The sequence below is a fragment of the Legionella drancourtii LLAP12 genome (genome assembly GCF_000162755.2).
Lineage (GTDB): Bacteria > Pseudomonadota > Gammaproteobacteria > Legionellales > Legionellaceae > Legionella > Legionella drancourtii.
Window position 1 is genome coordinate 1 of the sequence record NZ_JH413850.1, and the last position, 26,759, is coordinate 26,759.

Here is a 26,759-nt window from a genome sequence, read left to right on the forward strand (position 1 = left end):
TGATAAACGTCAAACTTTGTTGATCGCATCGAAAATTCTGGTGGTTAATTACTTCCTGTGCTTTTTGATATATATTCTTATAATGATTTAAACGATCTAAATAAGCACACATTAACGGTGCTTTTTCGTTCTCATGAACATTTCGAAATAATTCGGGGTGGATTTCTGTATAATCACCTTGATTTATTTGAGCTATTAACTTATCAAGAGCGGTTAAACTCTGCCAATTGGATTGGAAATTGTGTTGAGAAACCACGTGATGAGCTTTTTTAATCCAATTTTTATTGATATCTAGCACATCAGAATAAGCACTAATATACTTCCATCTATTATCGTCATCGACACCTTTAAATAATTCGGGAGGAACATTACTAGAATCCTGACGTTGTAATTGACTTATTAAATCAGAAAGACTGATCAAACCCTGTTGGTTATGTTGAATATTTTGTTTAGAAAATACCTCTTGGGCTTTGTTAATGATCGAAACAATTTCTTCTTTTTTTCCTTCTAAGAACTCGAGGTAGTATTTTTTTGCCTCTTCTGACAAATGGTGAATGCGTTGAGAAAAAAATCATCCGATAAAGGATTGTTAACTGAATCAATAGCTAATTGGATGTTATTTAGCCCAGAATAGGTATAAGAGAAGTACGACAAGAGTTCTGTATAAGCCTCCTGTGCTGCCCTCTGATTTACTTTATCTGTATCTACTATTGCATTCTTAATGTACGTTTCTATAAATTTGGAGTATTCCTTTTCCTGAAAATGAACGTCAAGTAGTGTATGATGGTCAATGTAATGTTTTCGATAATCAGCCTTTTCCAATACTTTGTATATTTCTGTTATCATTAGCAGACGCTCTGCTGACTCTTTATTGCCATTAGTTCTATCTGGATGATACTTTAATGACAACTTTTTGTAAGATTGTTTTATCTTCTTAAACAATTCCTCATCACTATCAAAGAGCGTTTCTTTAATATCTAATATTTCTAAAAGCTTCATTATAACAATTCCTTGATAAATAAAATTGCACTAATTGTACAGTACAAAACTTAATGTAATATTAACGGATTTTTTTAACTTAATTAATACAGGGTAAACGCATCTAAATTTTAATGAAGATGGAAATTATATTGATTCATAAGCTATATTTGCTGTTTTTTTGCAGAGAAAAGCAGCATGGAAGGATTATTTGTAGAGATTTTTTCCCAAATCCCGGATCCAAGAATAAATCGCACTCGGAAACATTTATTTTTGAATATTATTGGTTTAGCTTTATTTTCTGTATTAGCTGGAGCCCAAAGTTACACTGAAATTGAAGATTTTTGTGAACATCATATTGATTGGTTAAAAACCTATTTTAATTTACCTAATGGCATTCCCAGTCATGATACTTTTTCAAGAGTATTTTCAGCCATTAATCCTGCGTCCTTCCAAGACAGTTTCTTAATCTGGTTAAAAGCTATTAATGATGCATTCATGTATGCCTCACAGCGACCAATCTGCCTAAACTTTAAAAATTAAGAGCACTCATAGGTCTAAGAATCAAAGCTGGCAAAGATTGCTAACCAGGTAAAAGAAAACATTTTTTGAACTACATTAAACTTAAAACTATTTATTAGCCTAATTTACATCAGCTGGTGTTTTGTGCTTGAATGTCCCTATAAATTATAGGGACTTAAAAAATGCCAACAAAATCAAAAAGACTTCCAACGATACATTTAGACTCCTGTATGCAAATTAGCGCTTATACTGAGTCACTAAAAAAAGAACACATAAAAGAACTGGATCTAAGCGATGTTTCATTCTCCTCAATGTCTGCTGAGAAATTAAGCGCATTGGGAAAAATGATTTGCGATGCTGAAATTGAATCATTAATTTTAATAAATAATGGTATTGGCAAACTGAGCATTAACTGTTTAACCGATTTTTGCCAAGGTCTACAACACTCTAAATTAACCAAATGGCGCATTGATTTAAACCAACTATCCTTCTCTTCTTTTTCTGAAGAGCACTGGAAATTGCTCGCGGCAACGACCAGATCATTACCTTTAGAATGCCTGTCACTACAACATAATGATCTAGCAAATCTAAAAGAAGCACAATTCACGCAATTTAAAACGTTAATCAAACAATCTACGCACCAATGCCTTATTGGCTATAACAAATGGAACATGGAACTCTGGACTCAAATTATTAACGCTGAAAACGAACATGAAACATCGCTTGGCATAGAAGCGAATGAGACCACTTCGTCAACATCACCGATACCATAATGAAGCGGAAACAAATGGAATCAAACCATTTTTCTTCCATCGAGGCCAAGGATTTGCCCAGTAATAAACGGTGCATCCTCTAAAGCCAGAAAAACTGTGGTAATATAACTTTAAGCTCATGTTTCAAGCAGATACTTCCTTATGGAACCTTTTTTTATCTCTACTGTAGCAATTGCGAGTACCGAGTTCGGTGATAAAACTCAATTACTGGCTTTATTACTCGCTAGCCGCTTTAAAAAACCAATCCCTATTATTTTAGGTATTTTCTTTGCCACATTATTTAATCATGCTATTGCAGCATTTTGTGGCGAATGGATTGGACAGCATTTAAATGGCGTCATGCTACACGCTCTATTGACAATCTTTTTTATTCTTGCTGCCATTTGGGTGTTAAAACCAGATCGGATTAACCCAACAAAAGAAAATCATAAAAATAAAAGCGTTTTTTTAACCACGGCCATCGCTTTTTTTCTAGCTGAGATGGGTGATAAAACACAAATCGCAACCGCATTAATGGCTGCACAATTTCAAACACTCGTACCAGTTATCTTAGGAACAACACTAGGAATATTGCTCGTAAATGTACCTGTAGTCATTTTAGGCGATAAAATAACACCCTATATTCCAATAAGGATAGTACGATTTATTTCCGCCGCTATTTTTCTACTATTAGCATTACAGGAATTATTAAAACTAGTTATGGAATGAATCATCTCAATAATTCAATCTCCATCTACATAAATGCCGGTAACCACAATTACCCAAGCTAGCCACTTTTTGTCACACCCATAAAAAAATACAACAAATAAAAGACTAAAAGTAAAATTTTAGATCATAAGCAATGCAACTAGGGGGCCTTTAATGTATAATATTTGTACTGAAAATTATCGAGATAATTAATGCCTACAATTCCCCACAATACAAATGCTCCAAGCACTCATTTGTTACCAAAAATAAGAACCACGAAAAATACGCTCAACCGTATTGCCCCATACCCTTCTAATGTAGTTGATGTTGCAAGCTCTTCGCCACAGCTCTCCATGCCAAAGATTAAACACAACGTTTCACGACCTAGAAAAATAACGAAACCGTTCGCCCCTGTTTTAGAACCCATCACCGAAGAGCTACACGAAGCACCTAGCTCATCCATAGCAATTAACTCACCGAGAACATCTCCCTCCTCTAGCTCATCCACAACACACAAACAAATACTTGATGCCGTAGAAAAAATTTATCTATCAGCACTTTTAGCATGTGATTTTTTGCGTACGCAAGATTATGAACATTATATTAAGTATCAAAACATCATTGAGCCTTACCTTATAACTCAATATAATTTTTCTAGAAAAATATCGGTGATGATGAGCAAACTAGAGGATAAACATCATAACTATCTTTCTTGCTGCTCATTTTTTTTAAAACGCACGAAACAAGATGCAACATTGACCGACCAAATTATTAACGCTTTTTTAAAAATAGACTATCTAATCAATGAAGATGCCGAAGAATTTGGAACCGCAATAACTGCGGCTATAAAAACGAAGGAGCCTGCCTTTAATTTGGATAAATCACTTTTAAAGAGAAAAGAACTAATTAACGATGCATCTGCAGAATTAGAATCTCTCTTGTCATTATAAAAACTAAGCAGAGAAAATCCGAACCAGGAAACCCTGAGGAACCACTACCATTAAATTAAAAAATGGCGCCGAGCACCTTAGCGTTGTTTTTTTATTATGATTTGTGCTGAAAATATTAGAATATGAGGCTTTGCGCCTAAAGTTGCCTTCTGATCAAACAACTTGATGGTACCTATTTATCCTTGTTCTACTGAAATTATAAACTCAAAACTTGCCGCAAACCATCATCAAGAGAGTTTAAATCCTTATCAGAAAGTGTACCTATGAAGCCCTTTAGCCTACTTTTATCAACCGTTCGAATTTGATCACATATAGCCGTTACGTGCTTATTAAGACAAGAAACTAAAATAGTTATTGGAGGCCTGGCTTTTGCTGAGGTGGAAAGTGGAACAACAATTACAGTATGACGCGCCTGATTTATTGGCGTTGCCCCAACTAATACACAAGGACGTTGTTTATTGATTTCTGATCCGGTTGTTGGATTAAGATCTATCCAATAAATATCACCACGCTTCATCAGCTAATCCATCTTGAAGAGTTACATCCCAATCGTTCATTTCCTGATTCAATTTATGATCTTGCTCAACATCAACAGCACATTCATAAAGTGCTTTTTCACGTCTTTCTATTTCTTTTTCTATTAATTCCACAATAACTTTACTGCGTTGCTTTTGTGGAATAGAAGCTCGCATTCGTGAAGCAATTTTATCAGGCATTGAAATAAGAACTTTACTCATAATAATCTCCTCCATACTATATAAGTTATAGTATATCCTATATCGTATATCAATTACTACAGGGCAATAAAACGGGACTGCCTGTTGTAAACTATGAGACAACTTTACTCAACTTGTCAAAAATGAAAATCTAATTTATTAAATGGTACCAGTATGATGACTGATAGAATTTTACACAAATCCAGGCTGATTTTGCCGCCATGGCATTAAATATAAAGAGATTGGTCTTTTTTACAAGGATTCCGGCCGAGGGGCACTTTCTGATGGAGTATCCTGAGCCTTGATGTCCTTTTCTGGTTGACTAAATAAACCATTTCGGTTTGTTTTTTTTCCTGTAGAAGAATATCCAAGTCTATTTTTTTAACCTAATGTCCCCCATTAACCATGCTATTAAAAAAACGCCATAGGGATCCTGATGAACTTATCTCACATTCTGAAATGCGTAATTGTAATTGCTCGTTTAGGCGTTTAGATGGATATCCCGGAGAATGCAAACACTATGGAAAGGGCTTCAGCGCATGCATGATTACGCTGAAGCTTGGGAGTGTTTTTGTGAAAAAAAACTTGTACTATGATTGGTCACCATGGATTAGATGAACTGAGACTTATTGAAGAACAAGCCGGCTCATCACATACTTTTCCTTCCGCAAAAAATAAATGCCCGGAAGCCTTTGTTACCATGGTAGTATTCACTACTTCAACCGCACCTTCATTCTTTGTGATGTTGTTCTTGGCCGCTTTAACTTGTTCCAATTTTTCTTGATATAACTCAATAAAGTCAAAAAACAAGATTAAACACTCACTTAATTTTCTCCTATACCCTTCAAAATGCACTGGATGTAACATGATTGGCATTCGTGTCACAGGACAGGTCAGCAAACATTTTCCTTGATGAAATAATGAAGAAACATCAAAAACTTGTCCAGATTCAACAACATAATAAGGTTCTACAAAAAGATCCGCTCCCACAGGACAAAATAGATCTTCGCCTAATCGATTGGTTTCCAACCATTCAGTAAATAAATCTTTAAGAAAACTCGCACTGTTTGCCAATAGAAATGTCTTTTTTAAACACAAATCCTCATTTAATTTGTTTCTTGATGGTAACTCTATTGATTTAAGTAATTCCATATCGAGGGCAATATGAGTAGATCCATTTTTTAAAATCAGGATATTCTCATTGATAAGATTTGTAATGCCCGTTAACGAACCAAGAAGATCAGCATAAATTTTTTGTTCTCTCCCATCTCTTTGTGTTACAAGAACATAAGGGCTCTCCTGAAGGTAGCTCATATTTCTTGATGCTGACGCTGCCGCTGGTATAATTAATTTCTTGTATTCAAGATGAGGCCTGGTTGCATATATTGCAGCTAATAAGGAATCTATTACTGATATATTTACTGTATCTTTGTTAAGCGGCTCATATGCCCCTACAGCAGGTATCTTCTGTTCGTCATTAACCACTCGCCATTGCTGATTTTTGAAAACAAAGCGATCATGACACACTTCACCGTTTAACTTAAAAGTTGTAGAAATCATTCCTTCTACGCGACTTTCACGCATCAACCAATATCCATCCGGTTTTGTCTTTACAAGCTTTATAAATGCAAGAAGAGGATCTTCTTCAGTTGAACCTGGAAGCTGTTTTGCAAACACCGGTATAACCCTTTCAAACACGTCACCATCGATGGGATTATCTGATTGTTTGTCTTTATCTTTATTTATTAGAGTTTGTATGTGGGGTTGGGATAGCATGTTTACTCCAAGTTAGCCATTAAGTAAAAGAAGACATTATAGTGTATAAACAAGCCATAAAGCCAACATGAAACCCAAAATGGTAAAAAACACCACTCAAAATGGTTGACAAGGCTTAGCTCAACTTATTTTAGTGCCTATTTTAAAAAGAGCTATTTTATAAAAAATGAAAAAACAAGTCATGTCGAAATCATATACTGCGCTATGGAGCACGTGCCTAAAATAAAAATACTGTGTATCATAGCCGCAATTTTGGCCGTACCTTCTTTTCTCTGGTCAATTTTAACAAACGCATAATCAAAAATTTACCGAGGTATATATATGATTTTTGTTTTTATTGGTGGGCAATCAGCATCAGGAAAAACAGGTGTATCACAACATCTCCTGAATGAGTTGATAAAGTCAGGGATTAGCGCTCAGATTCTGAATATGGATGATTATTTTAAAGAATACCCAGAAAACACTATTGATATTGAAAAATATCGCCTCGAGACTAATTTTGATCGAGATGACATGCTCCATTTAGACTTATTAACAGAGCATATTATGGAGTTAAATAAAGGAAATCCCATCACGAAACCATTATTTGACTTCCCAACCAATCGGCGTAAAGGTACACAGGAAATTCTTCCATCAGATGTACTAATCATTGAAGGGATATTTGGCCAATATTTTCATAAAAACTTCCTACCCCCTGAATTAGCGTTAGTATCCGTAAATGTAACAGACAGCTATTTGGATATTGTAAAAAGACGTATTAAACGCGATATCGAACATCGGGGAAGAAAACCTGAAGACGTTATTAAGCAGGAACGACAATTTGTTGGACCTGGATTTTTCAAATATACCGCCAGCAGTGCTGCTGGCGCCGATGTTTATATCAGCAATCAACATAAGGATACCCAAGAGGAACAAGATGTTGTTTTAAAAGTTGCGGCCCATGAAATTATTATTGAAGTGAAGAAAAGAATAGCTGAAATTTCTAGCGGTAATGTACAACCACGAAAACGCACGCCCGATGTTCAAGAAATGGTAGCCAAAAGCCATCTACTTATTGGAAATTATGAGCCTAAGCATTATAGTGGTGTGTTTGGTAATTATTCAGGACAGTACCAATATCAATCATCACCGGAAGAGCTGCAAAAATCCATCTTAATTTCCGACTTAAAAAAATACATTCATCGAGTTGAGAAAAATAAAGAACCAGAATCTAAGGAAATTAATTTTAAATATAATTTTTGGTTCTATAAAAACTCTAGAGCAGCAAATAGAGAAGCCAATTTTTATCTGGCAAAACAACTACTAGGTAATTTAACTAATCATCCTGAATTATCAATTCAACAAGTATTTGCCGATATTCGAGTACAGCGCACAGAGCTAATAACGAGCAAAAAAATAAACAAACGACCTGATTTTGTCGAGCGCAACATGAATAGTCATGAATTAAATACCATTATCGAGAAAGCGGAAACATTTACTTCTTTTCTATCAGAATCAGCTAGACCAGGCTACTAAAAACATCCTTCTCCTCGTAGGACATAGCCTCATCCTCGGCCTCCTTCCTGTGACTTGTCCATGGAATCCATGGGGATCTTATTCTCTGGATTCCGTGAACAAGCGAACAGGGCTTAGCTTGACGGTTATACACGTCTTAAAACCCAGCAAAGTGACAAAAAGTTCAATCCCCCCCATGAGCATTCACGCAATCCCTATGAAAACACTGAACATTTTTCTTTTTCTTAATTACAAAATTTATTAATGAGTGTATATACTTGTTAATTATAAGGATTTAGGGAATCAACGATCATGGCGAGCAAAATGCAAATAAAAACTCCTCTTGGACTAATCAATAAACCGCATCAATCCACCCAAGAGAAACAGGCTTATAAGCGTATTGCCTGCGTATTTCAAGGTGGTGGCGCATTAGGAGCTTATCAAGTAGGTGCTTATCGTGCAATTCATGAACGTGGATATATCCCCAACTATTTATCTGGCGTATCAATTGGCGCAATTAATAGCTCCATTATTGCAGGAAATGCCCATGAACATCAGGTTGACAAGCTCATGGAATTTTGGAATACCATTGTGCCTAACGTATGGAGCGATCCATTAAGCCATTTTCGTCATGTTGATCTCGTCCGCCATTTACAAAATCGATTAGGTTCTCTACATTCTGTATTCTTTGGATTAGAAGGTTTCTTTAAACCACGTCTTATACCACCAACTGAATTTACTCAGGATACACCTGATAAGTTAAGTTATTATGACACTTCAGAACTGCGAAATACCTTAGAAAAAGTTATTGACTTTGATCGTATTAATGCCAAAGAAGTCACTCTTTGTCTTGGTGCGGTAAATGTCGCTTCAGGAGAAATGATATTTTTTAATAATCAGCTCACAACCATTGGTCCCGAGCACATTATGGCCAGCTGCTCACTCCCTCCTGGTTTTCCAGCCATGAAAATTGGGGATGACTATTACTGGGATGGGGGTATTTATGCCAATACACCATTAGTTACTGTTCTTGATGCGTTACCTGAAGAAGATACTCTCTGTTTTGTGATTGATTGTTTTAGTTTAAAAGGCCCTCTACCTGAAACAATGGATCAAGTAGAAGAGCGACAAAAGGATATCCGCTATGCAAGCCATTCGCGGCGTCTAACCAATGTTTACAGCAGTCGTCAAAATCTGCAAACAGCCATTACACTCCTCGGAGAGCATTTAACATCTGAGGCGAAAAAAGATCCTGAGATACAACAAGTCTTACAGTTAGGGAATAAGAAAAGGTTTAGCGTAGTGCATATTATTTATCGGGGTACTCCTTATGCTCATTCATATAAAGATTATAATTTTGTTCATTCAGCCATAAGTACACGTCTTGAGCTTGGCTATAAAAATGCAATAAATGTGCTTGATAATCCAGAATGGGAAACCCAATCTACGAACCCTATAACTTGTTCTATTTACGGTGTTCCAGCAGACTATTTTGATCAACGTTAGTTGGCGTTTGCAAAAATTACGAACTATATTGAATTTGTTATGGATACTAATATTAATCCTCTGGAGAATAAATCATGGCAGATTATCATGAGCATGCGGACCTTGCTCGACTTAAGGAGCTTTTTACATTAGCAAAACCTGAAGCAGATGGCTACCTGGCATTAAATAAAGCGTTTAATCGTGAAGATGGGGCTATTCCTAAGAAATATCGTGAACTTATGGCACTTGCTGTAGCACTTACTACTCAATGTCCTTATTGCTTAGATGTACATATTGCTGCTGCAAAACGTGCAGGAGCAACTCGTGAAGAAGTCGCCGAAGCGGCAATGATTGCAGCTGCTTTACGCGCAGGCGCTGCAATAACACATGGTACCCTTGCATTGAAACTTTACGACCGTACTTAACTGATCACATCTTGTGGGTATTTTCATTGCCATTAACGTGAGTTAGGGATAATCGCGCGTTTAAATCAAGCCGGCCATCTCTAACTCTATGGCAAAATATAAACTACCAACGTGATTAATCCCGCCATAGCAACCAAAGGATGAATAACCGCCAACCATTTGGGTACAGGTTTCTTTTTCATGTCCAAAGTAAACAGAGTTAATCCACCAAGTGCGGCAAGAAGAAACAATATAAGACTAATAATCAGCAATAAATCTCCACCAAACATAACCAAAGACCCTATTGTCAGCAATATGGCAAATGCAGCGAGCGAACCATGAAGGTACAGAACTATTTTCTTGGTTGGTTTATCTTGTAAGATTGCCGTTAAAATGGCTAACCCCAAAATTGCGGCAATAAAAAACAAAGCAACAGCGAATAATAACATAAAACCTCCGTAGCACTTTGTGCAAATTATTGGGCAGGAATATTCAAAAGCTCATCTTCTATCTTTGTTCCAAGATCTTTTTTAACCGCAGGGAAACTAATTTCAGGAGCCGGATCAGCTAAGGCTTCCGTTAAACTTATAAATTTATACCCATTTTTTTTGTACATTTCTAAAATATCACCCAATAAATAGCTATTAAGAATATTGGCATGAATTAATAATATTTGTTTGCCATTTTTTCCACTAGCTCTTTTTTCAGCTAATAGTGTTTGCTTCCAGATATATGCCAAATAACGTGGTTTAAGTTTTTGAATGTATTCGACTCGAGAGCGATATGGAACCTTATATGTCATCTCATTAAAAGCAAAATCTTTACTGTCAATTGTCACTGGCGCCACCGTATACTGATGCGCACTCAGGTACTCACGCACTTTGAGCTTAGTTGTTTTATTACCCTCTGCAAGATAAGGATAACGAAAATATTTAGGTGTAGTTAATATGGGCGCAAGAATCTTATCGGCGCGCTCAATATCAGCAATATACTTTTCTGCGCTCATTTGATTTAAGTTGTAATGTGAATAAGTATGATTACCGAGCATAAAACCCGCTTGGCGAAATTGTTCGAGAAACTCCCACTGTCCTTTTTCTATTGCCCCGGCAATAACAAAACCTGTAACTGGAACGTTGTATTTTTGAAAAGCTTGCACAATTTGCATAAAACGTTCTGTTGAGCGCTGTTTGTTCGCAGGAGTATTCATTCTTGATGCAACAAGAGGTAAGTCATCCATAGTAATGGCAATTTCGCGCTCTTGAGCAAAACACACAGAAGACAATAATGCGGTGAATAAAAAGAATAATTTAAGCATTGATGATCCTTATCAAAGTTAAAATAATTTAACTTTCTCTAGGGTCTAGAGCCATTTCACTAGATTGAACCAAAATTGGTTAACTTTAAGCCCCCAAGCAAAACATACATCTCGTGAACATCGGAGCACAGAAAATCGACTCATGTTGGCCAAGATAGTTGAAAGGTCAATAGACCCTATTAAAAATTAATATAAGTACTAATACAATAACAGTTACTAGAAACTTAGTCACACTATGTTAAATTAAATTCTGCCAAAGAATGATAACTACGACCATCATGACTGACTCTGCTTTCCATTAAATGAATCTTATTAATAAGTACTGATGGAATAATCGGCGTCTTTATTTGCGTTAATAAGTCGTAGGATGGCAGTTTTTGAAGATTTTTCCCCATGGACATATGCCCACGAAAAGGACGCCCTTCCATGGGATAATTTAAAGAACTTAAAGCTTGTCCAATCGTCACGGATATAGTTTTTAGGATATTGTGCGGCCCAACATCTAAAGAAAGAAGCTTGGGATTAGTCAATGAAGGAAACCACTCCACAGCCCCGAATTCAAGTTGAAATGCAGGTGTCTCTTTTAATGCTGTCTGTGCGCTATTGACTAAAAAAGCGATCTGGTCTTGCTGTATGCAACTTAAAAATTGCAAGGTAATATGCAAGTTTTCTACCTTAATCCATTTTAAGGACTGCTCTGGAAAAACAAAATTTAACGTATGTAACAGATTAGCTAGAGGAGCATGCAATGCTTTAGGAGGGACAATCGCAAAAAAGCACGTAATGTATTCATTATTTAGCGAACTCATAACCATTCTCATACTATAAAAGTTAGCAACAACAAGAAAAATTGCAATAAATGAAGTTCCTGCCATTTTTATTTTGTCACCGACTGCATTTATCACTATAATAATAACCTATAGCGAATAAAAGAAAACCAATGGGAAAAAATTCAAAAGAAGCTTTAATCGATATTTTTATACCTGTTGGTATCGTTCCTAAAGATCCACAAAAACCCAGTAAATATTATTTGGAACTTCCCCCGCTAACAAGTGATTGTAATGCCCAAACATTTTACGACAACTTCAACTTTAAGGCCTTAGCAGATGTTTTAACTACAAGAAGTGGCACAACATTCTCATTGCCTATAGGTCTAACTCACGAAGAAGCGGAACAAGTTGCTGACCTACATGCTCATGATACATTTAAAATTATTGTTCATGTTACGGTTCCTCTTTCATCGCGTTCAACAAGACGCATGACGGAGTCGGAGATTGATCCTTCAAGAATAGGTGTATCATCTACTGCAGATTATTTCTATTTATCACCAAATACTGTTTTTAGTGCGAATGCTATTATTGCCGCCCATCTTATGGATATGAATAATTGTTACAAGACACTAAGAATCCCCTATTCGGAGCGTTCTACTCTTCTTTGGCCGCAAGAATGCTCAGTAATTAATCGGCAGCACCCTCGATTTTTAAACGATGAAGTGTTAACTATGCAATCAACCGCTCCCTTCGCGACACAAGCAGCCCAAAGTGGCGGTAGCCCTTTGCACAAAAAACCTAGTAAAGAATTACCTCCTAATGAACATGAGAAAACACCAACAAGTAATGTGCCTCATAGGCCTTATTAATATTCTGCATTGCAACATGAAAATTTGAATGTAGAAATATTTAGCATATACAACACCATTAGCCTCATCAACGCCAACCATTTTAAATTCCTGTGTCTATAATTAAAACAAGTGCTCAAATTTAGGTACCTCATTATGAGCAACCCTAATCCTGAAAAAAAATCAAAATGTACCATTAACTTGCTTATTTCTGCTGCTCAAGCAGCTTATAGAGTAAGGAAAGATAATGCTATTAACCCCAACGATGATCCATCTAATCCTGAGCTTCTTGCGAATATAACTAATCATGGTTATGAGGTAGTAAAATCTATTGCTCCAGTCAAAAGTGAAGGTTCAGGGCCATCACCGCTAGCAGCCGTTTGCCTTAAACCTCAGGATTTGGAGAAACCTATGGTCATTTCTTTTCGCGGCACTAAAGCGATGGGGGATGTATTCTCAGATCTAAGACTAGTAGCTGGAGGTACTGTTGAGAAAAAATTTCGTGATGCTGCTTTTGAATTTTATCAACAAGTCCGCAAAGAAAATCCCAATAGAGAAATTATTATTACTGGACATTCTTTAGGTGGACATTTAGCACAATATGTTGCCACTAAAGCATACAATACTGACACAAAGTTACAAACGAAACCTTTAGTGCAAGTAAGAACTTTCAATACGGCTCCTGCAGATACCATTCATAATGCTGTATTTAATAAATTTCCACAACTATTAGCACAATTTGTTAATTACAGATTATCTCCTGATGCAGTGAGCAGTTTACCTCTACAAAAATACACGGGGAATACTTTTATATTTCCCAGCAATAAAGGAACACTAAATTCGCATAAGCTCGGTACAATGAAAGAACAGCTTCCTGTCGAAATCCTTAATCAAGAGGTAACAACTCACTATGACACCGCTAAAAAACAAACGATGTTGGTTGAACTGGTTAAAGGTGTTGCCTCCAGTTATCAATGCCGTGTAGAGGGGCAATTATTTTCACGTTTTCGAGCAGGAGCCAAAAATGTAGCCGAGATGCAAAAAGCGTTTCCTGAAATTATTAAGTCTATAGAAAAAGGACAATATAATGAAGCGGTTTTTAAAATTGAGGCACTCCAAGGAAAACTTAGTGGCAATATATCAAAAAAACTAACTGACATTCTCATGCAAAAAACAATTGAGACCAAAGTAAGTCAGCAAATGCAAAAGGCGGAGACACCCAAGATAAGTCTCATAGAACAACAACAACAGATGAAGGCCGAGTTACTCAAAATGAAAGAAGAACCATTCGTTGAGAAAAAACCAGAACTTAATAATACTGATGAGGCGTTAACGAAACCAAGTGTCAGTCTTTCCTGAGAAAAAGGTAGGGTCATTTTGTCCCATAGGCGCCAAGCTAAGGAATTTAGCCATCTATCCTCGATCCGTTCGGGCTGAGGAAGCCGCTTTAGCGCTGTCTCGAAGCCTTACTAGTCTTGGCGCAAAGCTTCGAGACGGCATAAATGCCTCCTCAGCCCGAACGGGTCTGAAGGAGAGCGAAGAGCTTTCTTAACTTGACGACTATGGGTTCATTTTGCCCCAACCTTCGTGGTTCATTAAACTACGGATGAGCTCAGATGCTAGTAATGGTTATCCAAAATTATTATAGGCAATATCCTGTGATGCCTGCTCGTCATGAGCCTCTGGATTACCAGTAAATCCAGCAATTGTTACAAGTACTTCATTAGGAACATCTTGAAAGAAAGAGTTCGTTCGTTTTCCTTGGGCAAGTATACGAGCATTTTTTCTGATTTCCGCATGACTGACTAAAGCACCAATCACTTTATCTATAGATGGTTTATTGAATAGTTTAGTATGCGTAGGAAATATTTTTGCGATGCAGCTTAATTCATCATTAGTTGTGATAAGGCGCTTAAATTCCTCAGGATTTTAAGGTACATTATTAATTAAAGTTTCAGCGTGTTTAGGAAATCTAGTTACAGCGTTGTACAAATCATCAATATTTGTGATAAGACGCTTAAACTCATCATCGTTATTAAGGAGAACATTAATTAAAGTTTCAGCATGCTCAGGAAATCTATTTACAGCGTTGTACAAATCATCAATATTTGTGATAAGACGCTTAAATTCATCAGAGTTATTAAAGACCGTATTAATTATCTTTCCCGCATGCTCACGAAATGAGTATGCGGTTTTGCATAATTCATAGTTATTCGTGATAAGACGTTTAAACCGCTCGGGGTTTTTAAGGACACTATTAATTAAAGCTTCAGAATACTCAGAAAATACGCGTGCAGCGTTGCATAATTCCGCATTATTTGCGATAAGGCGTGCAAATTCTTCGGAGTTATTAAGAAGAATATTAATTATCTTTCCCGCATGCTCACGAAATGTGCCTATGGTTACCCGTAAATAAAAGCTATTGGTGATAAGGCGTTTAAATTCCTCAGCCTTATTAAGGACAATATTAATTAAAGTTTCAGCATGCTCAGGAAATGCATCTGCTGCGTTGCATAAATCATCATTATTTGTGATAAGACGTTTAAATTCATCGGGATTTTTAAAGCTATTTAACAGCTGCTCTTCTCTCATTAGCGAACCTCGTGTCAAGTTATTGTCAATAATGAGCAAAATAATACCACTAATTACTTAACTCAACCTTAACGAAATAAAAGAGGCATCAGGCATGGCCACAACTGTTCTTGTCAAAAAGTATGAGTTATCCATGCTTGGTAGCGCATACACGACCAACATGCCGCGGCTTTGTCCACAACATCTAAAAGAACAAACTGTTAATTGCCTGCTAAAATTTATCCTCGTGTACGATGTCCCAAGTTTTTATCCAATATTTTCAAATGACGGGATTAAGAAAACGGAACCACCAGAAATAGCAGAAACGCGTGGGCCAGGTAAAATAAATCCAGACACATTTAAGGGATCCACTGCAGCAATAGAAATTTGCTCATCACCTATCTCTTTATGTTTCATCGCGCGTAATGATTCTACAGCATAAGGTAATGCGAATTGCTCCCCTAAAAAACCCTCGACAAAACGCCCCCCTCTTATTTCGCCACGTTCTTCTAATGTCCGAAATGCAGCATGGAGTTCTCGCCAACGCGGAATATTTTTCTCTCGCACTAAAAGATCGCGAAAAACCACTCCATAACGTTTAAGTAACACCCAACACAAGGCTTCAATTTGTTCACTATTAAATGAATGTAAGCTCTTTTTCAACAGGAACCAACGCCCCGAACTGTATTGATGGCGAACAACTCGACGTCTTTTTTTCATTAAACGACGCCGAGGATCAATTAACGAACGTAAATTATCAAAAAGATCTGCCGAGGTAAGCCCTACGGCAACTAATTCCCATAATCCCATTTCAACTTCAGACTTTAAATGCCGAACACCATCAACAATATCCATAAAAAATGAAGCGCCATTTTTTAATAAATAAAGATAAACATCTTTTGCAATGTGGCTTAAACCAGCCAAAATATCTTCTTTGACGCCATCCTTAACCTCAATCAACCACGAAGAATTTTCCCTTAAAAAAAACGTAATTGGCGCAATACTGGTCGGTGTAACACGTTTAGAATCTATAAAAGTATCCGCATGAGTCAATGTTGATGAAAGACGCCCCCAGCCAATAATGCCCATGAGGCATAATTTATCTAAAAGCATCGGATCATAATTTTTTACCCGTTTGGCAAAAATATGAGGTTCCCAAGCTTTCGCTGGAATTTCAAAACCCTGCAATTGCTCAATTACTGCCAATAACCCTTGCTCACCACTTAATTGAGTCCCCGGGGCTACATGCTGCCAGGTTAATAACCAGTGCACAAATTGTGTTGGTGTCACTGGCTCTATTTCCTGGCGCAACTTTGCTAAAGTAAGTCGATGAATCCGTGCTAATAATCGACGCTCACACCACTCTTGTGAGGCATTGCCCTCAAAGACGCCGCGCAAAATTAATCCCATAGCCTCCAAACGAAGCAGGACGTGCTCAATTTCGGATTCACCTAAAACCAAAAACTGGCTTAGGGCTAAAACCGTAGTTGGCCCCAAGTGAAATAACCAGCCGCGCAGCAAATACACTATACCCTCGTCGCGATCTAAAGGTATGGCTTCTACATCCAATAAAGACTGATTAAGCTGTGCCTCGGGATAAATAGCCGAAAAGGTTTTGGCTTTTTCAACAGCAAACCAAAAGAGCTGGTTTCCTAATGTCGCCGTACCAGCACGTCCTGCGGCAACTAACTCATCTAAATAGACTTGCCACCGTCTGCTAGATTCATGATAAGTCGCAGCATGGGCAGGAAAAGCAAGTACGGTTTGCAATAGATCCTGTAACTCATCAGCATTTCGTACATCAGGCCATGCCTGCTGTCGCACTTCCTTAATGACCTCAGGATCTAAATTCCCTAACTCTGCGACCATGTTGGCGGGTAAAGTACGACGCATCTCAACCGCCCGAGCACGCCGCTCTTCCAAAGGTGCATCATCCAAGAATGCATAAGGATTTGCATTCAATAGTTCATGGGCAAATACTGAAGGCGTTGGTGTATCCACGGCGATGCATTGAATTTCTTTATTTTTTATCTTTTTTAACAAAACCAGCAAACCCTCAACATTCAATGCCTCCATCAATGCATTTTTCATGGCTTCATTGATTAAGGGATGATCCGGTAATTTAACATCATCTATATTCACATTATCCTGACAAGCTACGGCATCAGGAAAAACCGCCGCCAGCAAATCTTCAGCACGCATCCTTAGAATATTCGGAGGAACTTTGTGTCCATTACGAAACCGAACCAAAGCCAAGGCCCGACAAGCAGCCCAACGCCAACGCGTTGGAAACAAAGGGGATTGCAAAACGGCATGCACGACAATTTCTTTAGCGGTAACCGCACTTAAATAGTTAAAAACATCCGCTAAAGGGAAACTATGCTGCTCGGTGAGTGCAATATTGATGCCATTATCCGTAGCCGAAGCTTGTAGTTCTACATTAAAGGAACGACAAAAGCATTTACGCAAAGCAAGCCCCCAAGCCTTATTAATTCGTGCCCCAAAAGGTGAGTGAATAACTAATTGCATTCCACCTGATTCATCAAAGAATCGTTCAGCAATAATGCGTTCTTGCGTGGGAACAGCGCCTAATAACGCTCTTCCTTGAAGAAGATAGTCAATAATTTGCCGTGCGCCATTCACGTCTACTTTGCAATAAGCACCAAGCCACTGTTGAACGTTTGCTATTGATTCTTCTGCTGCTGTTAATTTAGAACTAAGAAGTTCACGCAAATTAGAAACCCGTAATGACAATTCTGCGGTTCGTTCAGGTGCCTCACCAAGCCAAAAAGGAACACTCGGCGGTGCGCCATGCGCATCTTCAACAATAACCTGCCCCTTGGTACTTTCTATGCGATTAATTTTCCAAGAAGTACTACCAAGTAAAATGACATCACCGCGATTACTTTCTACAGCAAAATCCTCATCAAGCGTCCCGACAACTATACTAGGCGCCTCAGTTTTGACCGTAAACAACCCATTATCAGGAATCGAACCACCACTGGTTATTGCTACTAATCGACTGCCACGTCGCCCTTTAAGCATCCCATGCACCCGGTCATAGAAAAGATAAGCGCCATAACGTCCACGCGAACCGGCTATACCTTCTGCCAGCATATTAATTACCGCATCAAATTGCTCTCGAGAAAGATCTTTATAATGAAAGGCATGACGCACCAAAAGAAATAAATCATCAATAAGCCAGTCTTCTGTAGCACAGGTCGCCACGATTTGTTGCGCTAAAATATCAATAGGCTCATGGGGAATCACGAGTTGGTCAAGATCGCCATCTTGTATGGCATTAACAATCGCGGCGCACTCTAATAACTCATCGCGGGTTGTGGCAAAAATGCGCCCTTTAGAAATGGCACCATGCCAGTGCCCTGCACGCCCTACTCGCTGGAGCATCACCGCAATAGAACGAGGTGAACCTAATTGGCAAACTAAATCCACAGAGCCAATATCAATTCCTAATTCTAAGGATGCCGTCGCCACTAACGCTTTTAATTCACCATTTTTTAATTTGGTTTCTGCTTCTAAGCGAAGCTTTTTAGATAAACTACCATGATGAGCCACAACCAAATCTTTACCCAGTCGCTCTCCTAAATGATGTGCTGCACGTTCTGCCACACGACGAGTATTTGCAAAAATTAATGTCGAGCGGTTTTGTTCTGCTAATTGAGCAATACGATTATAAATCTCATCCCATATTTGATTTGAAGCTACAGCACCTAACTCACTAATAGGAACCTCAACGGCAAGCTCTAAATGCTTGGCATGACCAATATCAATCATTGCAGGGGCTGCTCGATTGTTTCCTACTAAAAAATTCGCAACAACGTCTAATGGTTTTTGGGTAGCCGATAAGCCAATGCGTAATGGTGGAAAAGAAGTTAATACTTCAAGTCGTTCCAATGATAAAGCAAGATGAGCACCACGCTTATCATCTGCTAAAGCATGGATTTCATCCACAATAACCGTTTTAACGGTGCGCAAAATCTCACGGCTTTTACCGGCGGTGAGCAAAATATAAAGTGACTCAGGAGTAGTTACTAATATATGTGGAGGCTGTTTGAGCATCGCTTGACGCTCTTTAGGTGAAGTATCTCCTGTCCGCACCATCACATTAATGTCTGCCATGGCAAGGCCTTGCTTCTTAGCAACTTTTACAATTTCATTTAAAGGCCCCATTAAGTTTTTTTGTACGTCATTTCCTAAAGCCTTTAATGGTGAAATATAAAGTACTTCTGTTTCATTGGCTAATGTGCCAGAAATGGCTTTTCGGACTAATTGATCAATACAGGCAAGAAATGCCGCGAAAGTTTTTCCTGAGCCTGTTGGCGCAGAAATTAAAGTATTTTGTCCAGAAAGTATTTGCGGCCACCCTTGTATTTGTGGCTCTGTTGGTGAACCAATCTGTTCAAAAAACCATTGTTGTACTATGGGGTGCGCCCAAGCAAGACGATTATCAATATTCACTGAATTGGCCTGGAAAAATCATAAGAAAATGAGCTTACTCACTAATTATATACCAAAAAGCCGCATCAATCGTGAAGAAAAGTTTCTTATTGGTTTTTATGACAAGAAAGTTTATCTTATTAGGCACTCATTTGAAGCTAACGAGTTCAGGACAAGTCATTACCCAAACTCAAATTAATTTAAGATAATTTCCTTAGCCCAAACGGATTGAGAAGAGATAAGCTCTGCCCTGATTTCTTATCCAAAATTGACGTTAAATTAAAGACGTTTATTTTGCCATAAGGCACATCAACATTCACAATGGAGGTGATCTACATGTTTAAACTGAAGAAACAAGCTCTAATTTTAATTGCATTTAGCCCATATTTATCCACTGCCCATGCACACCTAATCAGCGTACCCACTCCAGGTTTGCCGTTACTGAATCAGGCAACATTAATTAAACCTCTTAAGGCTAATACTCCAATTCACCTCACTGTATGGCTCAAATTAAGAAACAAAGGCCAGTTGGATCAGTTAGTCCAAGAAATGTATGATCCCAACAGTACAAACTATCAAAAATTTTTGACTGGCAATACCTTCAAACAACACTATGCACCGAGCGAACGCACCAAAAATAAAGTATTAAATTATTTCACGTCTCAAGGCATGCAAGCACAAATTGTGAATAATAAAATACGAATTACCACTACAGTGCGGCAAATTGAACATACCTTGCACGTAAAAATTAATACTTATAATTATCAAAACAAAACTGTTTATGCCAACGACCAAGCCCCAACATTAAGAGCAGATATAGCGCAATATATTTCAGAAATCTCAGGCCTAAGTAATTTAGTGTGCTATCAACCCGCAGTACGTACCCGCCCCCATTACAACAGAGCAAATACAAGGATAAAACCCCATGATTTTAATCTGGCATGGGAATCATTTACCCCCTTTGCACAACCAACAACAACCTCTTTTGCAGGCTTTACTGGAGCACAATTACAGACCACCTATAATCTTGCCAATATCAAGCCAATTCAAGATCAAACTATTAATGGAACAGGACAAACTCTAGTAATTATCGATGCTTGCGGTACGAATACACCTCAAGATATTATAGATGATGCCAACCTATATAATACCGCGAATGGCATTACCCCTTTAAGTGCTGCAAATTTTCAAGTAATAAACAGTGATGGAACCCCGTTTACCACCTGCGATCATCCCTCACATCCAAGCTGGAATAGCGAAATAGCCTTAGATGTTGAAGCCTCACATACCTTAGCACCAGGAGCCAATACCGTATTGGTTCTGGCACAAACTGCCGATGCGCCTTTAGATGAGGCGGTGGATAATGTCATTAATATCCTAATCAATAACAACTACAGCATTGCCGGCTTTCCAAATGCGTACGTAGTTTCTAATAGCTGGGGGATTTCGGAAACTTATGGAAGTTCTCCGGCGATGGAAACGAGACTAGAAATCGCTGCTGCTCATGGCATCAGCTTTAATTTCTCCACCGGTGATTGCGGGGATGGAACCTACAATTCAAGTTGGCCTTGTTCGATGAATAGCGCTCAAGCTAATGTTCAATACCCTGCCAGCTCCGCGTTTACCTCCGCTGTTGGTGGTACCAGTACCTTTGTAGATAATAATTGGAACTATGCATTTGAAACGTTATGGGGCTCTTATTATGACGGTGCTTATTATGGTGGGACTACCGGTGGCATTAGTCAATTTTATGGCCCTGTCTCCTGGCAAAATTCCATTAGCAACTTTATTGCTGGCGGCTATACTCTGGGTACGGTTGGCGCATATGGTAAACGAGCATTACCAGATATTGCCATGTTAGCAGATCCCTATACAGGCCTAACTATTTATGCCTCGCACGGCTCTTTTGTCTATGGCGGTACTAGCTTAGCCTGTCCTTTATTTTCGGCAACGCTACTCTTAATTAACCAAGAGCGCACCTTATTAAATGGGGGAATCCCGAAACGACTTGGCCAAGCGGCACCCTATCTTTATACCCAAAATACGACACTGCATTATGGACAAGGTTTGCGTCTTATTTCACCACCTCATCTCATTATTGATGGCGCCACGCCAGCACCTGTTGGCGCCCCATCATCGGCATTCAAGATTTATCTTGCTGACGGATATAATTATTACCTTACCTTCGGTTGGGATTCCTCAATGAGTATTGAACCTGAACGTCAATTTTGGAATGATGGCGTTGGCGTTGGCTCCCCTAACCTCCCTAATTTTGTCCCTCTAATGGCTGCATTTTAAATAGGATAATCTCATGAACAGGATAATTCGTTTTTTCACTGTGTTTCTCATGCCTGCGTTAGTATTTGCAGGTACGCCTTTATTTACCATCACCCCACTAACCCCAACAACAATTCAGGTGCCCTTAGTAAGCGCCTTTACAATACAATATGTAGTACAGAATCAATCAGCCAAACCTCATACTCTGATCATGAAGCCAATTAACGGGATCACGCAAGTCACCAGTGCTGGCAATTGCCCCAATCCTGTTGTTCTTGGGGCAAAACAATCATGCACGCTCACCTTAATCGTCAATGGTGCTCAGATTTCTGGGGCAATCAATGAAGGGCCACAAATTTGTCAACAAGGCCCCAATGGCAAACCAAATCCACAGCTGTGTTATCAACCCAGTCAGGCTAATGCCTTGCATGTTAGCACAATGCCGATAACACAGATTTTCTATAGTGGCGCTCAAAATGGAACCGTGTATTATTCATTTAATAATGGCGCCACTTGGATCGCAATAACACCCCCAGGAAACGGTAGTCCAATCGATTCCATTTTTGCTACCACCAATAACCTCTATGCCGGCGCTGCAAATGGTTTTATCTATTACACAGCGAATAATGGAATGACTTGGAGTGCTACTAGTTCGCCAGACAGCAGCTCAGTAAATAGCGTGTTTTCTATGACAAATACACTCTATGCAGGGACTACTAATGGTTTTGTCTATTACTCAACCAATAATGGCACCACCTGGAACCAAACTTCATCGCCCGATGGAAGTTCAATAACGGCAGTATTTGCGACAACGCATGCCTTATATGCGGGAACTGAAAATGGCTCTGTCTTTTACTCAATAAATAATGGCGCCAGTTGGATCGCAATTAATGGACAACCTGATGGCAGCGCAATACAAAGTATTTTTGTGGCCAATAATACCTTGTTTATTAATACGGCTAATGAGTATTCTTACTCGAGTAGCTCATTAACCGGAGGAGGTATCTGGACTGCTTTCGCACAGTCAGTGTACAGTTTATTTGTTAACTCAGCCGGCAATCTATTCTATGGTGGTACTCAGAGTGGTTATGTCTATTCAATAACAGATGGTACTGAATTAGGATTCATAACCTATACACCAATAAATAGTGTTTTTGTACTCGGCAGTTAACCTTAATCATGGCAGTCCAGGTTCCGCTGGACTGCTTATTCCTTAGACCATATGTTGTTATTCTTATAGCCACATACGTTGAAAAACGTTGTCTTTGTTAATAAACAAATGTTTTATTGCCGCAAGAACATGAACTACAATTAATCCAACTAAAATCCAGGCAATCAACTCATGTGCCTCAAAAAACTGCTTTGATATGGTATGACTTTGATTAACCCAAGTTGGCAACTCTACTCCAAAAAAAATGATGCTATGCTTGCTAAATGAAGCGCCAAAAAAACCAGTAATTGGCATTATGATCATACAAAAATAAAGCAGCAAATGAACTGCTCTTGATAATCTAGCTTGCCAACGTGGAACACTGGCGGGAAGTGGGGCTGGTTTATGGGTAAAGCGCCATATCAATCTAAAAAAAATTAAAGATCGCTGCGATAAGGCCAAATGATTTATGAAGGTTAAAATACCAGCGGCTATTCGGCTGATCTTCGATGGACATCATATACCAACCTAAACTAATTAACCCTATCAAAAGAAACGCAATCACCCAATGAAGCAATCGAGTGATCGTGTCATAATGCCAATTTTTATTGCTCTCCATAATAGCCCCCTTCCAACCTAATTGTTTAACTCTAACTATTTTCTAGGTTAAAATATCTATCCGTATTAAACAAGCTCAAAACTTGATATAGTAAATAATTCATTTAAATTATGGAGAGCCTTTATGAAAACAAACGGAATAAAAATAGCCTTTATCTCTACATTATTAGCATCTAGTTTAATCTCGCCATCGTTATTCGCAAGTTCAAAAGAAACCACGGTGAATAATAAAATAAATGCCACCATTTCCCACAAAGTTTTTGAAATGGCAAAAAAGAATGAAAACTGGAAATTAGCACTTGTGACCGGTAAAGATGCGCAAGTTGTTTTCATGAATATCACTCCTAAGACTAACCCCAACAATGAGATTGGGCTCGAAACACATAAATTTGATCAAGTCATATTTGTAGTTGAGGGTCAGGCAAAATCTGTCCTTAATGGCAAAAAATCAACTGTTACAGCAGGTGATATGATCTTTATTCCTCAAGGAGTTCCTCACAATTTTATCAATCTCAATGTAAAAAAACCATTCAAAATAATTAGCGTCTATTCAGCTACTGACATTCCTGAAAATGTGGCATATAAACAGAAATCCGACACACCAAAAGATTAATTTTTTAACAAATTGACTCAGGTTTATTCCTCACGGGAGGCTCTGATGTATATGCGACATAAAGAATATCATCGAATTGAACGAATTGGCTGGTTACGTGCTGCCGTTTTGGGTGCAAATGACGGTATTATCTCTACTGCAAGCTTATTGATTGGTGTTGCTGCCGCACACACACCATATAATGGAATATTTATAGCCGGGATTGCCGGATTAATTGCTGGGGCCATGTCTATGGCTGCAGGTGAATATATATCAGTAAGCTCTCAAGCGGATACAGAAAAATCGGCCCTACAACTTGAAAAGAGAGAACTGACAGAGAACTTAGCGAATGAAGTTGAGGAGTTAACCACTATTTATATTAATCGTGGATTGGATCATGATATTGCTAAAGAAGTTGCAAAACAATTGATGGCTAAAGATGCATTAAGTACTCATGCTCGTGATGAGCTTGGTATTACGGAAGTAACCAATGCACGCCCACTGCAGGCAGCACTATTTTCTGCCTGCAGTTTTACTCTCGGCTCATTATTACCTCTATTAATCATTTTCATCGTTCCTAGAATCTATCTTATTCCATCAGTAGCAATAATGGCGGTTTTATTTTTGGCATTACTCGGAGCAGTGGCTGCAAAAGTTGGAGGAGCTCGAATATTATTAGGCTCATTGCGTGTTGTAACCTGGGGAACAATGGCGATGCTTGTAAGCGCAGGCATTGGCTCGCTGTTAGGTATAGCAGTATAAAATGCGACTAACAAGGAATTAGTATTGAATAACCTGTCAAATAAACTCGAATTAGTACGACTAGGACTGGATACGAAATATGAATTTATAGTCTATATCCATGCTGGGTGTTCTATTGATAAATCAGAAGGATTTGAAACGTATACTCAGGTTGTTGTAACAGGAAAGAAGAAATCAATTGTGGCAACGCTTACTATTGTTACCTCCGATATTTTAAAAATGAATCAGGCGAGCTTATCAGAGATTGCATGGCAGCGCTTGGGTGCAAAAGAAGGTGATGAAATTACTATCTCGCACTTAAGCCCAGTAACTTCTTTGCGGCATGTGCGTCGAAAAATCTACGGTAAAACCATCAGTGCACAGGGATTTGATGAAATTATGAGGGATATAGTCGCGGGAAAGTATTCTAATATACATCTTGCAAGCTTCATCACGGCATGTGCAAAGGAAAATCTAAGCATAAATGAGATAACAAATCTAACCAAAGCAATGATTCATACAGGAGAAGTATTGCATTGGGAGCATCCATTTATCATGGACAAACACAGCGTTGGCGGTATCCCTGGCAATCGAACAACTCCCATTGTGGTAGCAATTGTGGCGGCTGCGGGGCTTATTATACCCAAAACCTCTTCTAGAGCGATTACATCACCCTCGGGAACTGCTGATACAATTGAAACCATGACACCAGTTAACATAAATATTAACAAGATGCGTAAAATTGTTAATAAAGAAGGCGGCTGCTTTGTGTGGGGTGGCGCGATTGGATTAAGCCCTGGTGATGATATTATCATAAAAGTTGAAAGACCTCTTGATTTAGACTCAGAATCACAAATGATAGCGTCCGTTCTTTCTAAAAAAGTTGCGGCTGGTGCAACGCATGTAGTGATTGATGTACCTGTTGGACCTACCGCAAAAATCCGTTCCGATAAAACATTTCTTCGCTTAAAAAAATATTTTTCTATTATAGGCACAGCGCTTGGACTAAATGTAAAAGTTTTAAAATTTGAAGGAATACAACCACTTGGGATTGGGATTGGGCCAGCATTAGAAGCAAAAGATATTTTAGCTATTTTACGTAACGAAATTAAATTACCGTTAGATTTAAAAAACAAAGCAATTGATATAGCAGGCGTAATTTTAGAGTTTGGGAAAAAATCTTCTCCCGGAAAAGGAAAAGAATTAGCCCGGTTTTTACTGGATAGTGGTGCAGCATATCAAAAGTTTATTGCTATTTGTGAAGCACAAGGTGGTTTTTGTGAACCAGGTAGTGCCCCTTATACTTATGATATTACTGCGAAGCATGCCGGTCTTGTCACCTCAATTGATAATCGTACCTTGGCAACACTCGCAAAACTCGCTGGGGCTCCACATGATCCCAATGCTGGCATCGAATTTTTTGCCAAAATAAATACATCAATTGAAACAGGACAAACATTGTATCGTATTCATGCAGAAACGAAAGGTGAACTGGAATATGCTGTTGCCTTTGCTTATTCCATGCCTAATATTGTCACAATCATGAGGAATTAATAATTTTTCGGCAGTCTGTGAAATAGAGTGTACTGCAAAAAAGGAAAATTATAGGCAATTAATTTATAGTTTGCGCACAA

Annotated in this window: 27 protein-coding genes; 14 read left to right on the forward strand and 13 right to left on the reverse strand. The window is 38.4% G+C overall.

Annotated features, from left to right (window positions below):
- The coding region (locus tag LDG_RS17485) for a hypothetical protein (protein ID WP_040536541.1) at positions 1 to 547 on the reverse strand (547 nt) is incomplete at its 3' end.
- Positions 508 to 999 (reverse strand): J domain-containing protein, encoded by a 492-nt coding sequence (locus LDG_RS18750; protein WP_006872802.1) that lies wholly within the window; start codon positions 997 to 999, stop codon positions 508 to 510. The genes LDG_RS17485 and LDG_RS18750, both read right to left, overlap by 40 nt.
- 177 nt (positions 1,000 to 1,176) lie before the next feature.
- Between LDG_RS18750 and LDG_RS17495 the strand changes: the two genes are divergently transcribed.
- The 4 genes from LDG_RS17495 to LDG_RS17510 all read left to right on the forward strand — a co-directional run bounded on the left by LDG_RS17495 (position 1,177) and on the right by LDG_RS17510 (position 3,910).
- A complete protein-coding gene (locus LDG_RS17495) occupies positions 1,177 to 1,521 on the forward strand; it encodes an ISAs1 family transposase (protein ID WP_006872803.1) in 345 nt (114 codons plus the stop codon).
- Between the two features lie 161 nt (positions 1,522 to 1,682).
- Positions 1,683 to 2,273, forward strand: a complete 591-nt coding sequence (locus tag LDG_RS17500) for a leucine-rich repeat domain-containing protein (protein ID WP_040536544.1) — start codon at positions 1,683 to 1,685, stop codon at positions 2,271 to 2,273.
- A 141-nt stretch (positions 2,274 to 2,414) separates the two neighbouring features.
- Positions 2,415 to 2,981: a TMEM165/GDT1 family protein gene (locus tag LDG_RS17505; protein WP_006872805.1), complete on the forward strand. Its 567-nt coding sequence runs from the start codon at positions 2,415 to 2,417 to the stop codon at positions 2,979 to 2,981.
- A gap of 191 nt (positions 2,982 to 3,172) precedes the next feature.
- Positions 3,173 to 3,910 (forward strand): hypothetical protein, encoded by a 738-nt coding sequence (locus LDG_RS17510; protein WP_006872806.1) that lies wholly within the window; start codon positions 3,173 to 3,175, stop codon positions 3,908 to 3,910.
- Positions 3,911 to 4,106: 196 nt separating this feature from the next.
- Here the strand turns inward: LDG_RS17510 and LDG_RS17515 are convergent, their stop codons facing one another.
- From LDG_RS17515 to LDG_RS17525, 3 genes are all read right to left on the reverse strand, one after another.
- The gene (locus tag LDG_RS17515) at positions 4,107 to 4,427 is read right to left on the reverse strand and encodes a type II toxin-antitoxin system PemK/MazF family toxin (RefSeq protein ID WP_006872807.1); all 321 of its coding nucleotides are present in this window, start codon (positions 4,425 to 4,427) and stop codon (positions 4,107 to 4,109) included.
- Complete coding sequence (locus LDG_RS17520; protein WP_006872808.1) at positions 4,414 to 4,647, reverse strand: hypothetical protein; 234 nt, start codon at positions 4,645 to 4,647, stop codon at positions 4,414 to 4,416. The genes LDG_RS17515 and LDG_RS17520 overlap by 14 nt, the downstream gene beginning before the upstream one ends.
- A 579-nt stretch (positions 4,648 to 5,226) precedes the next feature.
- Positions 5,227 to 6,402 (reverse strand): RING finger protein, encoded by a 1,176-nt coding sequence (locus LDG_RS17525; RefSeq protein ID WP_006872809.1) that lies wholly within the window; start codon positions 6,400 to 6,402, stop codon positions 5,227 to 5,229.
- Positions 6,403 to 6,723: 321 nt separating this feature from the next.
- Here LDG_RS17525 and LDG_RS17530 point away from each other — a divergent pair, with 321 nt between their 5' ends.
- From LDG_RS17530 to LDG_RS17540, 3 genes are all read left to right on the forward strand, one after another.
- Positions 6,724 to 7,917: a uridine kinase family protein gene (locus LDG_RS17530; RefSeq protein WP_006872810.1), complete on the forward strand. Its 1,194-nt coding sequence runs from the start codon at positions 6,724 to 6,726 to the stop codon at positions 7,915 to 7,917.
- Positions 7,918 to 8,220: 303 nt separating this feature from the next.
- Complete coding sequence (locus LDG_RS17535; protein ID WP_233491611.1) at positions 8,221 to 9,402, forward strand: patatin-like phospholipase family protein; 1,182 nt, start codon at positions 8,221 to 8,223, stop codon at positions 9,400 to 9,402.
- A gap of 74 nt (positions 9,403 to 9,476) precedes the next feature.
- Positions 9,477 to 9,806, forward strand: a complete 330-nt coding sequence (locus tag LDG_RS17540) for a carboxymuconolactone decarboxylase family protein (protein WP_006872812.1) — start codon at positions 9,477 to 9,479, stop codon at positions 9,804 to 9,806.
- Positions 9,807 to 9,892: 86 nt separating this feature from the next.
- Here LDG_RS17540 and LDG_RS17545 read toward each other — a convergent pair whose 3' ends face one another.
- The 3 genes from LDG_RS17545 to thpR all read right to left on the reverse strand — a co-directional run bounded on the left by LDG_RS17545 (position 9,893) and on the right by thpR (position 11,909).
- Positions 9,893 to 10,234: a hypothetical protein gene (locus LDG_RS17545; protein ID WP_006872813.1), complete on the reverse strand. Its 342-nt coding sequence runs from the start codon at positions 10,232 to 10,234 to the stop codon at positions 9,893 to 9,895.
- Positions 10,235 to 10,260: 26 nt separating this feature from the next.
- A complete protein-coding gene (locus tag LDG_RS17550) occupies positions 10,261 to 11,100 on the reverse strand; it encodes a polysaccharide deacetylase family protein (protein WP_006872814.1) in 840 nt (279 codons plus the stop codon).
- A gap of 233 nt (positions 11,101 to 11,333) precedes the next feature.
- Entirely contained in the window at positions 11,334 to 11,909 is a 576-nt protein-coding gene (gene thpR / locus LDG_RS17555) for an RNA 2',3'-cyclic phosphodiesterase (RefSeq protein WP_040536615.1), read from the reverse strand.
- A gap of 131 nt (positions 11,910 to 12,040) precedes the next feature.
- Between thpR and LDG_RS17560 the strand changes: the two genes are divergently transcribed.
- Entirely contained in the window at positions 12,041 to 12,739 is a 699-nt protein-coding gene (locus LDG_RS17560) for a hypothetical protein (protein ID WP_006872816.1), read from the forward strand.
- A gap of 135 nt (positions 12,740 to 12,874) precedes the next feature.
- Positions 12,875 to 14,077 carry a lipase family protein gene (locus LDG_RS17565; protein ID WP_006872817.1) on the forward strand — a complete coding sequence of 401 codons (1,203 nt, stop codon included), beginning with the start codon at positions 12,875 to 12,877 and terminating at the stop codon, positions 14,075 to 14,077.
- Between the two features lie 270 nt (positions 14,078 to 14,347).
- Here LDG_RS17565 and LDG_RS17570 read toward each other — a convergent pair whose 3' ends face one another.
- The 3 genes from LDG_RS17570 to LDG_RS17580 all read right to left on the reverse strand — a co-directional run bounded on the left by LDG_RS17570 (position 14,348) and on the right by LDG_RS17580 (position 19,768).
- Positions 14,348 to 14,539 (reverse strand): hypothetical protein, encoded by a 192-nt coding sequence (locus LDG_RS17570; protein ID WP_006872818.1) that lies wholly within the window; start codon positions 14,537 to 14,539, stop codon positions 14,348 to 14,350.
- Between the two features lie 108 nt (positions 14,540 to 14,647).
- Positions 14,648 to 15,310 carry a hypothetical protein gene (locus tag LDG_RS17575; RefSeq protein ID WP_006872819.1) on the reverse strand — a complete coding sequence of 221 codons (663 nt, stop codon included), beginning with the start codon at positions 15,308 to 15,310 and terminating at the stop codon, positions 14,648 to 14,650.
- Between the two features lie 246 nt (positions 15,311 to 15,556).
- A complete protein-coding gene (locus tag LDG_RS17580; RefSeq protein ID WP_006872820.1) occupies positions 15,557 to 19,768 on the reverse strand; it encodes a DEAD/DEAH box helicase in 4,212 nt (1,403 codons plus the stop codon).
- 315 nt (positions 19,769 to 20,083) lie between these two features.
- Here LDG_RS17580 and LDG_RS17585 point away from each other — a divergent pair, with 315 nt between their 5' ends.
- Positions 20,084 to 22,045, forward strand: a complete 1,962-nt coding sequence (locus LDG_RS17585) for a S53 family peptidase (RefSeq protein ID WP_006872822.1) — start codon at positions 20,084 to 20,086, stop codon at positions 22,043 to 22,045.
- A gap of 13 nt (positions 22,046 to 22,058) precedes the next feature.
- Positions 22,059 to 23,195 carry a WD40/YVTN/BNR-like repeat-containing protein gene (locus LDG_RS17590; RefSeq protein ID WP_006872823.1) on the forward strand — a complete coding sequence of 379 codons (1,137 nt, stop codon included), beginning with the start codon at positions 22,059 to 22,061 and terminating at the stop codon, positions 23,193 to 23,195.
- Positions 23,196 to 23,258: 63 nt separating this feature from the next.
- On the opposite strand, the gene LDG_RS20565 is transcribed toward LDG_RS17590, so the two are convergent.
- Positions 23,259 to 23,636 (reverse strand): cytochrome b, encoded by a 378-nt coding sequence (locus LDG_RS20565; protein WP_324602972.1) that lies wholly within the window; start codon positions 23,634 to 23,636, stop codon positions 23,259 to 23,261.
- Positions 23,602 to 23,793, reverse strand: a complete 192-nt coding sequence (locus LDG_RS20570) for a cytochrome b/b6 domain-containing protein (protein WP_006872825.1) — start codon at positions 23,791 to 23,793, stop codon at positions 23,602 to 23,604. Before LDG_RS20570 ends, LDG_RS20565 begins: the two co-directional genes overlap by 35 nt.
- 123 nt (positions 23,794 to 23,916) lie before the next feature.
- Between LDG_RS20570 and LDG_RS17600 the strand changes: the two genes are divergently transcribed.
- The 3 genes from LDG_RS17600 to LDG_RS17610 are packed head-to-tail and all read left to right on the forward strand — an operon-like array spanning position 23,917 to position 26,679.
- Complete coding sequence (locus tag LDG_RS17600) at positions 23,917 to 24,405, forward strand: cupin domain-containing protein (protein ID WP_006872826.1); 489 nt, start codon at positions 23,917 to 23,919, stop codon at positions 24,403 to 24,405.
- A 45-nt stretch (positions 24,406 to 24,450) separates the two neighbouring features.
- Positions 24,451 to 25,146: a VIT1/CCC1 transporter family protein gene (locus LDG_RS17605; RefSeq protein WP_006872827.1), complete on the forward strand. Its 696-nt coding sequence runs from the start codon at positions 24,451 to 24,453 to the stop codon at positions 25,144 to 25,146.
- Positions 25,147 to 25,170: 24 nt separating this feature from the next.
- The gene (locus tag LDG_RS17610; protein WP_006872828.1) at positions 25,171 to 26,679 is read left to right on the forward strand and encodes a thymidine phosphorylase family protein; all 1,509 of its coding nucleotides are present in this window, start codon (positions 25,171 to 25,173) and stop codon (positions 26,677 to 26,679) included.
- Positions 26,680 to 26,759 lie beyond the last annotated feature (80 nt).